Origin of the sequence: Flavobacterium ardleyense, from assembly GCF_042686085.1 — a bacterium.
Classification (GTDB): domain Bacteria; phylum Bacteroidota; class Bacteroidia; order Flavobacteriales; family Flavobacteriaceae; genus Flavobacterium; species Flavobacterium ardleyense.
On the sequence record NZ_JBHUOL010000018.1, the window covers coordinates 155,629 to 169,817 of the forward strand.

15 protein-coding genes and 5 pseudogenes are annotated in these 14,189 nt (G+C 32.8%); 1 reads left to right on the forward strand and 19 read right to left on the reverse strand.

Annotated features, from left to right (window positions below; all coding sequences use genetic code 11):
• Positions 1-11 precede the first annotated feature (11 nt).
• Complete coding sequence (locus tag ACFSX9_RS10550) at positions 12-962, reverse strand: NAD(P)H-dependent flavin oxidoreductase (RefSeq protein WP_379807439.1); 951 nt, start codon at positions 960-962, stop codon at positions 12-14.
• Positions 963-1,142: 180 nt separating this feature from the next.
• Here ACFSX9_RS10550 and ACFSX9_RS10555 point away from each other — a divergent pair, with 180 nt between their 5' ends.
• The gene (locus ACFSX9_RS10555; RefSeq protein ID WP_379807441.1) at positions 1,143-3,680 is read left to right on the forward strand and encodes a zinc-dependent metalloprotease; all 2,538 of its coding nucleotides are present in this window, start codon (positions 1,143-1,145) and stop codon (positions 3,678-3,680) included.
• 51 nt (positions 3,681-3,731) lie between these two features.
• Here the strand turns inward: ACFSX9_RS10555 and ACFSX9_RS10560 are convergent, their stop codons facing one another.
• From ACFSX9_RS10560 to ACFSX9_RS10645, 18 genes and pseudogenes are all read right to left on the reverse strand, one after another.
• Positions 3,732-4,367 (reverse strand): hypothetical protein, encoded by a 636-nt coding sequence (locus ACFSX9_RS10560; protein ID WP_379807443.1) that lies wholly within the window; start codon positions 4,365-4,367, stop codon positions 3,732-3,734.
• Positions 4,368-4,468: 101 nt separating this feature from the next.
• Positions 4,469-5,545, reverse strand: a complete 1,077-nt coding sequence (locus ACFSX9_RS10565; RefSeq protein WP_379807445.1) for a T9SS type A sorting domain-containing protein — start codon at positions 5,543-5,545, stop codon at positions 4,469-4,471.
• 76 nt (positions 5,546-5,621) lie between these two features.
• Complete coding sequence (dnaK, locus tag ACFSX9_RS10570) at positions 5,622-7,502, reverse strand: molecular chaperone DnaK (RefSeq protein WP_379807447.1); 1,881 nt, start codon at positions 7,500-7,502, stop codon at positions 5,622-5,624.
• Positions 7,503-7,638: 136 nt separating this feature from the next.
• Positions 7,639-8,547 (reverse strand): EamA family transporter, encoded by a 909-nt coding sequence (locus ACFSX9_RS10575; protein WP_379807449.1) that lies wholly within the window; start codon positions 8,545-8,547, stop codon positions 7,639-7,641.
• Between the two features lie 119 nt (positions 8,548-8,666).
• A pseudogene (locus ACFSX9_RS10580) lies at positions 8,667-8,735 on the reverse strand (RHS repeat-associated core domain-containing protein); the annotation flags it as partial.
• Between the two features lie 24 nt (positions 8,736-8,759).
• Complete coding sequence (locus tag ACFSX9_RS10585; RefSeq protein WP_379807451.1) at positions 8,760-8,981, reverse strand: RHS repeat domain-containing protein; 222 nt, start codon at positions 8,979-8,981, stop codon at positions 8,760-8,762.
• Between the two features lie 51 nt (positions 8,982-9,032).
• Positions 9,033-9,320, reverse strand: a complete 288-nt coding sequence (locus ACFSX9_RS10590) for a hypothetical protein (protein WP_379807453.1) — start codon at positions 9,318-9,320, stop codon at positions 9,033-9,035.
• 45 nt (positions 9,321-9,365) lie between these two features.
• Positions 9,366-9,836 carry a hypothetical protein gene (locus tag ACFSX9_RS10595; RefSeq protein ID WP_379807455.1) on the reverse strand — a complete coding sequence of 157 codons (471 nt, stop codon included), beginning with the start codon at positions 9,834-9,836 and terminating at the stop codon, positions 9,366-9,368.
• A 10-nt stretch (positions 9,837-9,846) separates the two neighbouring features.
• Positions 9,847-10,314: pseudogene (locus ACFSX9_RS10600) on the reverse strand (RHS repeat-associated core domain-containing protein); the annotation flags it as partial.
• Between the two features lie 27 nt (positions 10,315-10,341).
• Positions 10,342-10,680: an RHS repeat domain-containing protein gene (locus tag ACFSX9_RS10605; protein ID WP_379807457.1), complete on the reverse strand. Its 339-nt coding sequence runs from the start codon at positions 10,678-10,680 to the stop codon at positions 10,342-10,344.
• 309 nt (positions 10,681-10,989) lie between these two features.
• Positions 10,990-11,439 carry a hypothetical protein gene (locus tag ACFSX9_RS10610; protein ID WP_379807459.1) on the reverse strand — a complete coding sequence of 150 codons (450 nt, stop codon included), beginning with the start codon at positions 11,437-11,439 and terminating at the stop codon, positions 10,990-10,992.
• Position 11,440: 1 nt separating this feature from the next.
• Positions 11,441-11,695, reverse strand: a complete 255-nt coding sequence (locus tag ACFSX9_RS10615; protein ID WP_379807461.1) for a hypothetical protein — start codon at positions 11,693-11,695, stop codon at positions 11,441-11,443.
• A 69-nt stretch (positions 11,696-11,764) separates the two neighbouring features.
• Positions 11,765-11,887, reverse strand: a pseudogene (locus tag ACFSX9_RS10620) (RHS repeat-associated core domain-containing protein); the annotation flags it as partial.
• Between the two features lie 489 nt (positions 11,888-12,376).
• Entirely contained in the window at positions 12,377-12,673 is a 297-nt protein-coding gene (locus tag ACFSX9_RS10625; protein WP_379807463.1) for a barstar family protein, read from the reverse strand.
• Between the two features lie 5 nt (positions 12,674-12,678).
• A pseudogene (locus ACFSX9_RS10630) lies at positions 12,679-12,843 on the reverse strand (ribonuclease domain-containing protein); the annotation flags it as partial.
• A 170-nt stretch (positions 12,844-13,013) separates the two neighbouring features.
• Positions 13,014-13,136, reverse strand: a pseudogene (locus ACFSX9_RS10635) (RHS repeat-associated core domain-containing protein); the annotation flags it as partial.
• 27 nt (positions 13,137-13,163) lie between these two features.
• Entirely contained in the window at positions 13,164-13,385 is a 222-nt protein-coding gene (locus tag ACFSX9_RS10640; protein WP_379807465.1) for an RHS repeat domain-containing protein, read from the reverse strand.
• A 193-nt stretch (positions 13,386-13,578) separates the two neighbouring features.
• Entirely contained in the window at positions 13,579-13,941 is a 363-nt protein-coding gene (locus ACFSX9_RS10645) for a VOC family protein (protein ID WP_379807467.1), read from the reverse strand.
• Positions 13,942-14,189: the final 248 nt, after the last annotated feature.

A 14,189-nucleotide genomic window follows, 5' to 3' on the forward strand; every position in this document is an offset into this window, starting at 1 on the left:
CAATAAATAAACTAGTGGACTAATTTAGTTACTATTTCAGCTAATGGTAAAATTGCTTTTGTATCTTCAATACTTGGTCCTGCTACCCAAACTGTTTTATAAGTTACTTGCGTTGCAGCTTTTTCTGTAGCTTTCATTCCGATATAAAAACGAATCATTTTGACCCATTTCTTTAAACTTTTATATTTATTTAATTTAGTTTCTAACCACGATTGTTTCGTTCCCACTTTTTGAACATAAGGTGTATTAATAACCGTACAAGGAGTTCCAGAAATACGCTCCGTCATCACAATATCTTTTGCACCAAAATCAACACAGGCTTGTTTGTATTCTTGAGAAACTCCAGCTTCGTTTGAAGCAATAAACGGACTTCCAACAGAAACACCAATTGCACCGTAACTTAACATTTTGTCTAAATCAGCCTTACTCCCTACTCCACCAGCAGAAATAACGGGTAAAGAAGTATGTTCATTTAATTCTTTAATTAATTTTTCTGGATCAATTTCACCTCGGTGTCCACCTGCTAAATTGTTAACTGCGATTAATGCATCACCTTTAAGACTTTCTACTTTCTTAGCAAATCCTAAATCAGTTACGTCACAAAATACTTTAATGCCAACTTTATGCGCTTCGTTAATCGTTTCTTCTGGTGAACCTAATGAAGTAATGATAAAATCTACTTTTTCTTCACATAAAACACGCAGTTGTTCTTTGTATTTTACATTAGATTTATTCACAATTAAATTAAACCCAAAGCTTCCACCTTCTACTTTCCCGGCTTTTAATTCTTGAATCGCTAATCGTAATTCCTCTAAAGTTCTATAATTCAAAGCTGGAATACAACCTGCAATGCCACTTTTCATTCCCTCAATTACCATTTTAGTATTCGAAACTAAAAACATAGGTGCAATAATTATAGGATGTGTAATTTTTAAAAGCGATGTTAAAGATTGTTTTTCCATTGTAAATTTAATTAAGTATCAAATATAATAAAAATAAATACTATGCATGCATATAAAAAACTATTTTTTATAAAAAAACACGCTGAAACAGTTGTTAAAAATCTTAATAATATCTTAATATGCTTAGTAAAGATAGGATTTTCGGATAAATTTGAAATCCATTAACCAAAAATAAAAAAAATGATTAAAAAACTAACTTTGATGAGTTGTCTCGTTCTATTTCTTTTCGCGACAGATTCTACTGCTCAAAGAAAAAAGAAAGATAAAAAAGGTTCAACTCCTGTAGAAATGCCGGAAGCTAAAAAACCAGATCTAAAAAAGGAACCTAAACCTTACAAAAAAGTAATTGACACCACTGCTATTTCGCAAAAAGGATTAATAGAAGTTCACAAAGTGGGTGATAAATATCTTTTTGAAATTGCAGATACTTTAATTGGAAAGGAAATTATTGCAATTACACGTTATTCAAAAACACCTGCTGGTGGAGGGATATTTGGTGGTGAAGAAGTAAATCGTCAAGTTATCAAATTTGAAAAAGGATTAAATCACAACATTCTTGTTCGTTCGGTTACTTATATTATAATGACGCCAGACGAAGATAAACCAATTACTCAAGCGGTTAGAAATTCAAGTTCAGATCCTATAATAGGGAACTACGATATTTTAGCCTACAAAAAAAGCAGTAATGGAAAAGAAAATACCGGCTATGTAATCGATATGAATACTGCTTTTGATGCTGACGTTCAGACTTTTTCTTTGAGTCCTATGAACAAACAATTGTTAAAAATTCAGGCTTTCCAGAAAGATCGTTCATTTATTCAAAGTATAAAGACATTTCCGATCAACACAGAAATTAGAACTGTTAAGACTTTTGCTACAACTCCGAGACAAATTTCAATTACGCCAACACCTAGAATTGGTACAGATTTACCAGCAGGACTTGATGCAGGTGTAGTCACTTTTGAATTTAATACTTCGCTGTTATTATTGCCTCAGAAGCCTATGAAAAAAAGAGCTTTTGACAAGCGTGTGGGATATTTTGCTAATAAATATGATGTTTTTTCCGAAGATTCTCACAAATCTGATAAAGAGGTTTTTGCTGTTAGATGGCGTTTAGAACCTAAAAACGAAGAAGATGCTCTAAAGCTTAAAAATGGTGAATTAATCGAGCCTAAAAAGCCTATCGTTTACTATATTGATCCTGCAACTCCAGAAAAATGGAGAGGATATATCAAACAAGGTATTGATGATTGGCAAGAAGCATTTGAATTTGCAGGTTGGAAAAATGCCATTCGTGGTGAATATTGGCCAGAAAATGATGAGAACATGAGTTTAGAAGATGCTAGATTTTCTGTTTTACGTTATTTTGCAGCTGACATTCAGAATGCTTATGGTCCTAACGTTCATGATCCTAGAACAGGTGAAATTTTAGAAAGTCATATTGGCTGGTATCATAATATTATGAGTTTACTTCGTGATTGGTATTTAATTCAAACCGGAGCTGTTGACCCTAAAGCTAGAAATAAAAAATTTGATGATCAGTTGATGGGCGAACTTATCCGTTTTGTTTCTTCTCACGAAGTAGGACATACATTAGGTTTAAGACATAATATGGGAGCAAGTTTTGCTACTCCAGTAGAAAAATTAAGAGATAAGGACTTTCAAAAAGCAAATGGACACACTTCTTCCATTATGGATTACGCCCGATTTAATTATGTGGCACAACCTGAAGATGGCGTAACTGATTTATTCCCAAGAATTGGAGATTATGATAAATGGGCAATTAAATGGGGTTATTCTTATTTTCAAGATGCAAATACGGAAGTGGACGAAAAAAGCATCTTAAATGACATGACAAAAGAAGCTTATAAAAATCCTCGTTTGTGGTTTGGTACGGAAACCAATCCTTATGATCCAAGATTCCAAACAGAAGATTTAGGAGATAATGCAATGAAAGCTTCTGAATATGGAATAAAAAATTTAAAAAGAATTTTACCTAACTTACTAGAATGGAGTAAAGAATCAGGTGAAGATTATGATGAATTAAACGGTTTATACAATTCACTTACGGGTCAGTTTAGACGATATATGGGTCACGTTACTAAAAATGTAGGTGGAATATATGAATCTCCTAAAACATATGACATGGAAGGAGACAAATATGAAGTTGTGCCTGCAATAATTCAAAATGAAGCGGTTACTTTCTTGAATGATCAACTGTTCAAAACGCCAAAATGGCTATTAGACCAAAATATATTATCGAAAATTAGACCTGAAAACGGAGTTGAGGCCATAAAATCGATTCAAGATGGAACTTTAACGAGTTTATTATCTGGAGATCGCTTAGTTCGATTATTAGAGACATCTTCTCAAAATAATGCCAATTATTCAGTAGATAAATTGATGAGCGATTTGAAAAAAGGAATTTTCTCTGAAGTTAGAAGTAATGCTCCTATAGATATTTATCGTAGAAATTTACAGAAATTATTTGTTACAAAACTTGCCGAAGCGATGTCAACTGAAAAAAGTAATTTTGCCAATTTTAATGGTAGAAGAATTAACTTAACTGAAACTGACATTCCTTCCATTGCGCGAGGACAATTGAATGAACTTAAAACCCAATTAAAAGGAGCTGCTGCAGTTGCAACGGACCGATTGACAAAGTTTCATTTAAATGATTTAGTGGCCCGAATTGAAAATGCAATGAAGCCAAAATAAAGCAACAAAAAAGGGAATCAAATGATTCCCTTTTTTTATTTAAAATTATGTCTATCTCCTCTTTTTCGAAGGTGCTGCTGCTTTTGGACTGCTTTTAATCTCGTATCTATCTGCCGTTGCATTATAAGCATAAGTACTTGATTGTGTCTTGCTTTTCAAAATAAAACTTCCATCGGCATTTAAAGCGAATTCAAAACCTTCATTGCGTTTTTTCTCTACATCGTGAGAAGCCGTTTTATTAGCATCTAGGAAAATAGTTTCTTTCACTTGAGAAGATTTCTGTGTATTTCCTAACAAAAGAGTCTTATTTGCAGTATCCCAAAGTTGATCTTCTGTAACGACTCCATTTTCTTTTTTTAATTTCGTATCTACTTTTACTTCTTCTTTCCAATTTACATAGTAAAACTTTTTCCCTTGTGTAGTATAACTTTTAATTGTGAAATTGACCGGCTTAAAATCTGCTTTATCTAATTTTTTTACTTCTAAAGTATCAACTTGTTTGTCATTTTTTACAAATAGCACTACTCTCTTTCCTGATTTTTCGGTAATAACCTCAGCTGAAATATTGTCAACTTTAGTTAAAATGATATTTTTAGGAGTTGGCGATGCCTTTGTCTTTGCTTTCCCTTTTTGGGAAAAAGCTACAGTAGAAGCCAATAAAGCAAACAATAAAACAAGTCTTTTCATAATAGTAGGTAGTTGATTAAGTTTCTAAATGTACGAAAAAATAAATACGCCAAGTTTTTAAAACAAAAAAACCGAATCATTTCTGACTCGGCTTTAATAGTTTATCTTTTTATTATCTTTTTAACTTGTCGTGTTTCTCCGTTAAATAGCTCTAATAAGTAGACTCCCGAATAACAATTAGCTGTTGACACATTTTCAATTTGAGACTGAATAGTTGCCGAAGAAATTAGTCTACCATTAAGTTCATATAAATTATATTGAAATTTTGCATTGGTATTATCATTGTTCTTAATAACAATTACATCTTTAGTAGCATCATAATAAGCAGAAAATAAGTTGTTTTCAAAACTATTTTGAGACAAAGTTGAGTTTAATGTTGAAACCTTAGAATAGACAGAATCCCCATTATTCGATGCTAAAGCTCTAAATGAGTACCCATCATAAATTGAAGGAGTATTCGCTAATGTTAATGTATTCGTCTCAACACCCGTAATTGCAGGCATAGAACCTCCTTCAGACAAAACTGAATAATCAGTACCATTTGTACTCATTTCCCATCTATATGTTGATGCGTTTAAAGTTTCTAAAGAAAATGAAACTGTACCATTTACGGCATACGTTCGATTATCAGGTTGCTGATCGATTATCACATAATCACATATTAATGAACCTGCACCTGCTTCTCTTTGATTGATTTGTTGCACTAAAATACTACCAGGTAAATTACTGTAATTTGTAGACATAATTACGTAAAACTTTCCACTTGGAGCATTTAACAAATTGAAATTTTCTATAGACGACGCAGAATAACTACAACCTACAACATTACTTGCCTGTGTAAAATTAGATGAATAACCATACAATTCAGTTGTACAATCAGGCAAATGATCAAACGGCCCCCAAGAAATAAAGTCTATATCTTGATTATCATAAGAAGGGGCATTATCTCCTTGACTAATTTTTAAACTAATATCACCACTATCTCCAACTTTAAAAATATACCATTTTTGATTTGGTGTACTGATGAGACATCCTACAGTTGCAGCACTTATATTATTTGTTGTATTAGCAATTAAGCTGCCATCTGCACATATTGGGTTTGCGTTTAAACAACTCTGAATTTGAGCACTAACAAGATTAGAAATCAAAAAAAGGAATAAGATGTAATTTTTTTTCATGTTATAAGTTTTAACAAATGAACAAAAAAAAACCGAATCATTTCTGACTCGGTTTAATTTTATTTACATCTTGTAATTATTTTACTTCTTCGAAATCAACATCTTGCGTTTGATCTCCTGCAGCATTTCCTTGCGGTTCAGCTTGAGAAGCTCCTTCTTGCGATTTGTACATTTCTTCTGTAGCTACTTTCCAAGCTGCATTTACATTGTCTAAACCTTTTTGGATAGCGTCTAAATCTTGAGATTCATGACCCATTCTTAATTCAGTCAAAGCAAATTCAATTGCAGTTTTGTTATCAGCAGTTAATTTATCACCAATTTCTTTCAATTGACTTTCTGTTTGGAAAATCATAGAATCAGCTTCGTTTAATTTTTCTGCTCTAGCTTTAGCTGTTTTGTCTGCTTCCGCATTCATTTCAGCATCTTTAATCATTTTTTCAATTTCTTCTGCTGTTAAACCTGAAGAAGCTTCGATACGAATATCATGAGATTTTCCAGTTCCTTTATCTGTAGCAGATACTTTGATGATACCATTCGCGTCAATATCGAAAGTTACTTCAATTTGAGGAACTCCTCTTGGTGCTGGTGGAATACCGTCTAAGTTAAAACGACCAATCGTTTTGTTGTCAGCCGCCATTGCTCTTGCTCCCTGTAAAACGTGTAATTCAACTGTTGGTTGGTTATCCGCTGCAGTAGAGAAAACTTGCGATTTTCTTGTTGGAATAGTTGTATTTGATTCAATAAGAGTTGTCATTACACCACCCATTGTTTCAATACCTAATGATAAAGGTGTAACGTCTAATAATAATACGTCTTTTACTTCACCAGTTAAAACTCCACCTTGAATAGCTGCTCCAATTGCAACAACCTCATCAGCGTTAACTCCTTTTGATGGTTTTTTACCAAAGAATTTTTCAACTTGCTCTTGAATAACAGGAATACGAGTTGAACCTCCTACTAAGATTACTTCGTCAATATCAGAAACAGATAAACCTGCATCTTTTAAAGATTTGATAACTGGCTCCATTGAACGTTTTACTAAAGTTTCAGCTAATTGCTCAAATTTAGCTCTTGTTAACGTCTGAACTAAATGCTTAGGTCCAGAAGCTGTAGCTGTTACATATGGTAAGTTAATTTCTGTTTGTGCAGAAGAAGATAATTCAATTTTCGCTTTTTCAGCTGCTTCTTTCAAACGTTGTAATGCCATTGGGTCTTTACGTAAGTCAAGTCCTTCTGTTGCATTAAAGTCGTTTGCTAACCAGTCGATAATTACTTGGTCAAAATCATCTCCACCTAAACGTGTATCTCCGTTCGTAGATAATACTTCAAAAACTCCGTCTCCTAATTCTAAGATAGAAATATCAAATGTACCTCCACCTAAATCGTAAACTGCGATTTTTTGATCTGTTCCTTTTTTGTCTAATCCATAAGCTAAAGCTGCTGCTGTAGGCTCATTGATAATACGCATTACTTTTAAACCAGCAATTTCACCTGCTTCTTTAGTAGCTTGACGTTGTGCATCGTTAAAGTATGCTGGAACAGTAATAACTGCTTCAGAAACTGAATGACCTAAATAGTCTTCAGCTGTTTTTTTCATTTTTTGAAGCGTCATTGCTGACAATTCTTGTGGAGTATATAAACGACCATCAATGTCTACACGTGGTGTATCGTTATCTCCTTTTACTACTTTGTAAGCTACTGTTGATGCTTCTTTAGCACTTTCAGTGTACTTATTCCCCATAAAACGCTTAATAGAAGCAATTGTTTTTGTAGGGTTAGTTACTGCTTGTCTTTTAGCCGGATCTCCAACTTTAATTTCACCACCTTCTACAAAAGCAATAACAGATGGCGTTGTTCTTTGTCCTTCTGCGTTTGCAATTACAACAGGCTCTCCACCTTCCATAACAGCCACACAAGAGTTGGTTGTTCCTAAGTCGATTCCAATAATTTTACTCATTTCTATACTAGTTAAATTTTAATTTTCATTTTTTAAACTCACTATCTCTAATTCAATGATTGTGCCATTACAGAAAAATAGGGAAATTGACAGATTTACACTTTTGTCAGTACTAAAATTACTGACAATATGACATTTATGACAACATTCTTTGCCTTTTAGCTCTATAATCTGCTAAAATATTCTTGTTAAAGACTACTATTGAAACCGCAATAAGCAGATAAGAAGTTATTTGAGAAGAAGAAACAGCTTCTTTAAAATAGAAAACAGCCAAGAAGAAATGAATGAGAGGATTGGTATACATTAATATAGCAACGCTTGCTGAGTTTAGTCCTTTCAACGCATATAAATTTAAAAACAATGGAATAATTGTAAATAATACTACAATCACAATTAATAAGATATAAAAGCTACTACTATCTGGAACTACTCCACCATAAAAGGGATAAAAAGGTAATAACACACATGATGCAACAAGCATTTGAAACGTTAGAATTAAAAACTTATCAAAATCAGTATTAATGCGTTGTGAAATTAAATACAAACCAAAACTTAATGCAATAACGACACTATATAGTAATTCATATAAATTTCCAAAAGAGAGAATCAAACAACTTATTACACATAAACCAATTGCGATCCATTGCCAAAAGTCTATTTTTTCTTTCAATAAAACATAAGCTAAAACGGTTGTAAGGATTGGACAAATGATATAGGCGAAAGATGCTGATTGCAAACTCACATGATTGATGGCATATATAAATAGAAACCAGTTTAGCACTAATAAAAACCCACCAGAAATGGCCATTACAATAGCATTTCTCTTTTTGATTTTTGAAAACTGCATAAAAGTTTCTTTCGCTGCTATCAAAGTTCTTTTTCTAAATAAAATATTGATTAACATCAAGAATAAAGTCGCAATAAATACCCTAAAAAAAAGAATATCTAAAGAAGGATAAATAGCCAAAGGTTTTAAAACTAAACTAAAAAAGCCCCAGATGGAAAAAGCGGTAAATGCAGCTAAGAAGTATTTATTAAAAGGCATCTTATTTTTTTGTGCAAATGAACTAAAAAATAAGCAAATCAAATCTTAATAGTATGATAATTAATTTATTTATTTTCACTCTTTTTATTTTTATTTAACTGCTTTTTATATTAGGTAGATTACTCAATTGGATCTTGACTTATATACCTTCCTTCCTCAGGATCGTAATATCTAAAACGGTTGTAATAAAAACCAGTTTACTCACAACTTTATTATTGTTTTTTTTGAGTTCGTGAACCTCCTGCCTCGGTTTCTACATCTTCATACTGTCCTTGATATCGAAATGGACAAGACCCCAGCTCCCCTTTATCAATGCGTAATTTTCCGTAACTGTCTAATGAACCTTCCCAAATAGTGTCGCCTTGTTCACTAAATAAATGTGTTGGCGTGCTTAAATGGTCTGCTAAAATACTAAACTTTCGTTCCCCTCGCAACTTGGCAACTGGTGAAAAATCATCTTCGTTGAAAACCCAAGTTATTGTGTCTTATGTGAGTGCGTCTTTGGTTTCAAAAGTCTTCCATTGGTGCAGTGGCTTGTTTCCATCCCACAACCAATGCGTTGTAGTGCTTTTAAACTTCTTGGTTAGTCTTCGCCCAAACATATCATAGGTAAACGATATGATTGCGCCATCCGGTCGTAACACAACAATTAACATTCCCGAATTGGGTCCATAAAGTACTTGTAATTTGTGCTTTAAAACTAAAAAGACTTCCTGTTTTTTACATTTCTCTATCAAGTTATCTACATCGTCGTATAAAAAAATCCGAAGCATGGATACCTCGAAGCTTTTAGCATTATTCTGAAATCAAACTTTATTTTAATCAATTTCCGAAAAAAAAACTTCGAAAAAATTAGCAGGCTCACCGTATAATTCTGTAAAATTATTTAATGTAATTTCATTTAATTTATCTGACGGAAATTCTCTTAAACCACTTAACTCCATAATTTTGTGGATTACCTCAAATATTTTATTAGTAAATGTTATTTCAGTTAAACACCACAAATTCTTTTCTTTTACAAAAATTTTCACGCAATAAAATTGACTTTTAGAACTTATCCATACTTTGATACAATATGAAGAATCAGTAATGTTTTTCACATTGCCCCAATTATTGTCAATATACATATTAATCGACTGACCTGCTGAATAATTCATATCCTGGTTCAGATATTGATAAGTGTCGAAATTGTCTAAAAACAAATTATAAATGCTTTTTACTCGATCGTAAAATGCAGGTAAATTGTTACATTGTTCTACTATCAATTTTTCAAAATTTATATCTTTCATTTATTGTTTTTTATGTTGGATACATTGTCACGACTTCATCAGTAGTATATATTGATCTAGGAGAAGGATTGTTCCCCTCAACAATCACAGTAACACCATTAACATCATCGCCTATGACATCATAACCTGTTTTTCTTCCTAAGTCTGAAACTTCATATTTTACTCTTCCCTTACCTTGATTGGTAATGAATACATTCGGATGATTTACAATTTCGTTCATGAAACTATCACCACCCTCGCCTACTCTAAATTTACTTTTACCGGATCCTTTTGGACGACGCGAATTTGCTGAATGGCCGTGAGTGTAAACATGAGATCTTGAATTTTGACTGTAGGTTGGAGCTAACCCTAGAACATCCAACCACCCATTGGGATCATGAACATAAGCATATAAATTCGGCTCACCACTCAATAACCCAATATGATCTTGAGAAATATACCTTCCTTCTTCTGGGTCGTAATATCTAAAACGGTTGTAATAAAGACCAGTTTACTCACAAGGTTATTATTGTTTTTTTGGAGTTCGTGAACCTCCTGCCTCGGTTTCTACATCTTCATGCTGTCCTTGATATTGAAAAGGACAAGACCCCATTTCGCCTTTGTCAATGCGTAGTTTTCCGTAACTATCTAACGAACCTTCCCAAATGGTGTCGCCTTGTTCGCTAAATAAATGAGTGGGCGTACCTAAATGGTCTGCTAAAATACTGAATTTTCGTTCCCCTCGCAACTTAGCAACCGGTGAAAAATCATCTTCGTTGAAAACCCAAGTTATCGTATCTTCTGTAAGTGCGTCTTTGGTCTCGAATGTTTTCCATTCGTGTAGTGGTTTGTTTCCATCCCACAACCAATTTGTTGTAGTGCTTTTATACTCCTTGGTTAGTCTTCTCCCAAAAACATCATAGGTAAACGATATGATTGCGCCATCAGTTGTGTTTTAAAAGAATGCTAAATAAAGCAAATCCGAAGTTGGGAGACTTCGGATAGGTCGGTTGTCCCTCTAGTTTCTTTATATGATAGACAACTTTGTACTCTAATGATAATTTTTCTAATACAGATTAGAAATGAAATTTAAAATGTTCATCGTATTTCATTCAAAAATAGTTCTTTATGAGCTTTTGAAAATTATGATTTTAAATGCCAGCTATTTGGCTTTTTAAATGATTTCAGTCCATTCGGCTTTCATATTTGAGCATTTAATCACGAAACTCCCATATATAAGAGCGATTTCATGAACTATAACATTCTCATTATGCTCATCTATCGTGATTTCATCAATTACTATTTGAGAGCCTAACATTTTAAAATCATCCATGAAATTCTTAACCTCGAAGCTATAATTAATTACTTTTTCATAATAAAATTCTAGTCTATATTTTCCACTTGTAAATTGTAATTTTAAACTAAAATTCTCACAGTCATTAATATCATTAAAATTTATGGATTCAAGCCAATAGTCATGAGGGCAATAATCACTACTAAAATCCCAATGGTCTTTTTTTGTGGCATACTCTCTAGCGCTTTGTGGCAGTTTTTCTTTAATTTTTTCTAGATAGGACAGATAAGGTCTATAGTCTATCATATCGGTTAAATCTACATATTTCATATTAATTACATCCTTTTAATCGAGGTCTTTTCCAGTTATCTCCTTTGATATTATCTTCTCCTTTAGAACTTATTCTTCCCGCTTTCCTCATCTCATCTATCGCAATTCCTTTGAGTCTTTGATTAACGCTATCAGGCACATTCACATCATCTCCGGATAAACGGTGCTTATTCATAAAACCATCACTTCCAAATATGCCGACTTCGACGCCTGCTTTATTAACTACGTGAATTTCAAAATCCACTCCCGACCCCATAGGGAATCTATCTAATCTACCACGATAATTATCTCCCAAATTAATTGGAGTCCTCGATAACCCCAAAACATCCAACCACCCATTAGGATCATGAACGTAATCATATAGATTAGGCTCACCACTAATCAACCCAATTGGATCTTGAGAAATATAGCGTCCTTCCTCAGGATCGTAATATCTGAAACGGTTGTAATAAAGACCAGTTTACTCACAAGATTATTATTGTTTTTTTGGAGTTCGTGAACCTCCTGCCTCGGTTTCTACATCTTCATACTGTCCTTGATAACGCGAAGGACATGATCCAATCTCCCCTTTGTCAATGCGCAGTTTTCCGTAACTGTCTAAGGAACCTTCCCAAATGGTATCACCTTGTCCCCTATAAGTGAGTTGGCGTTCCTAAATGGTCTGCTAAAATACTGAATTTTTTTCTCCTCGCAACTGGGGGAAAATCGTCTTCGTTTAACGCTTATGTTGAATGTTTTCTGTGAGTACGTCTTTATATTTAGAAATACAATAAACCCAGCAGATTGCTGGGTTTGTTGTTATAAAATATTTATGGGCACGTATTCGAAATCCGCGCTATCGGGCTTCTTACTCTAAAAGAACTATTCTAAAAAATCCAAATGTCATTTATGGTTAAATAATTTTCTACAATTATTAACATATAATTGTTTTTATTTATTACTCAAATGAAAATATAACCTTTTTATCGTTGGAATTTATCCAATATTGATTATAAAATTCAATGCTTTCAATAATATCATTATACAATTCTTGATTTGTTATTTTAATTGGATCTAAATTTTTTATTTTAATTTCTAAATAATCTCCTGACAACCAGCTTAGGTCTCTCATGCATTCATCTAAGGAATCAAAGCTGTTTTTGAAGTAATTAGGCAAATCAAAAGACTTTGACATTAGATTAAAAAAGCTTTTTTTATTTTTGATATCCTGAAAATTTAAATCTATTTCTACCATAATACTCAATTTACTTTAACAAAATTATCATAATGATCATTGGTATAATAAGCATTTCCATCATCTCCTACTACAACCCTTTTCGTTCCTCTATTCGCACCATTATCTCTTTGTGATAAAGTTGGGACTGGATCATAATCATGCTCTGTATATTTAACTGGCTTTCCATTATTATGGGTTGGTAGAACTTTGTCTTTATTTCTAAACGTTGTAAACTGTTCACCTGTCTTTTTCGAGTATTTATCTCATTGATTATTTTTTTTAATCTTCTTTTCTTAGATTTTCCATCAGCAATCCCATTTTTGTTTTTCTTACCATAACTATTCGCTAACCCAAAAACATCCAACCCCCCATTCGGATCATGAACATAAGCATATAAATTCGGTTCACCACTCAATAACCCAATAGGATCTTGAGAAATATACCGTCCTTCTTCCGGATCATAATACCTAAAACGATTATAATAAAGACCAGTTTACTCACAACTTTATTATTGTTTTTTTTGAGTTCGTGAACCTCCTACGTCGGTTTCTACATCTTCATACTGTCCTTTATATCGAAATGGACATGATCCAATCTCCCCTTTGTCAATGCGTAGTTTTCCGTAACTATCTAATGAACCTTCCCAAATGGTATCACCTTGTTCACTAAATAAATGTGTAGGAGTTCCTAAATGGTCTGCTAAAATAGTGAATTTTTTCTCTCCTCGCAACTTGGCAACTGGTGCAAAATCATCTTCGTTGAAGGCTTATGCTATGGTGTTTTCTGCTAGTGTTTCTTTATATTAAATGATAACAATAAACCCAGCAATTTGCTGGGTTTATTGTTATGAAAATTTTTATTGGCATGGATTGTTAATCAGGGCTATCGCCGCAAAGATTACGTACTTTATCATGGTAAGAACATTATTTATATTCTTCAAAAATAATAATAGTATTTCCTGATGGATCTTTTAAAGTTATATTTTTTCCTAATGGGTAGTCAAAAACTTCTTTATTTAATAATTTCGCACCTGTCTCAAAAACTTGATCTTTCATCTTTTTAAAAATATGCTCACAATTTTCAACCTCAATACTAAATACTGGCCAATCTACATGTCCATTACCTTTAGACAGAAGCAAGATAATAGTTTTATTATTTTTACATACTAAAGCCACTTCTTCCATTCCAAAATCTTGATAAAATTCAAATAACTTTATTTCATCACAATAAAATGTAATGGCTTTATCTATTGAATTTACTTTTAAATGTATAAAGAATTTTTTCATTTTATTTACAACTTTTTACTCTAGTCCTCATTTGCTCAACAGTTTCTCCATTAGCGAATTTTTTAATAGTGTTTTTTGTTGAGTTCATTTCCTTTATTGCGTCTAATTCAGCCTGATAAAATTAACTCCTTTTTACTCTACCGTCGGAACCAATATCTACTACTTTGTAACCATTCGCAATTTTATCCTTTAGCCATTGTTTATTCCAATCAACAGCTCTTTGAAAATCAGCATCTTGCATTCCTTCG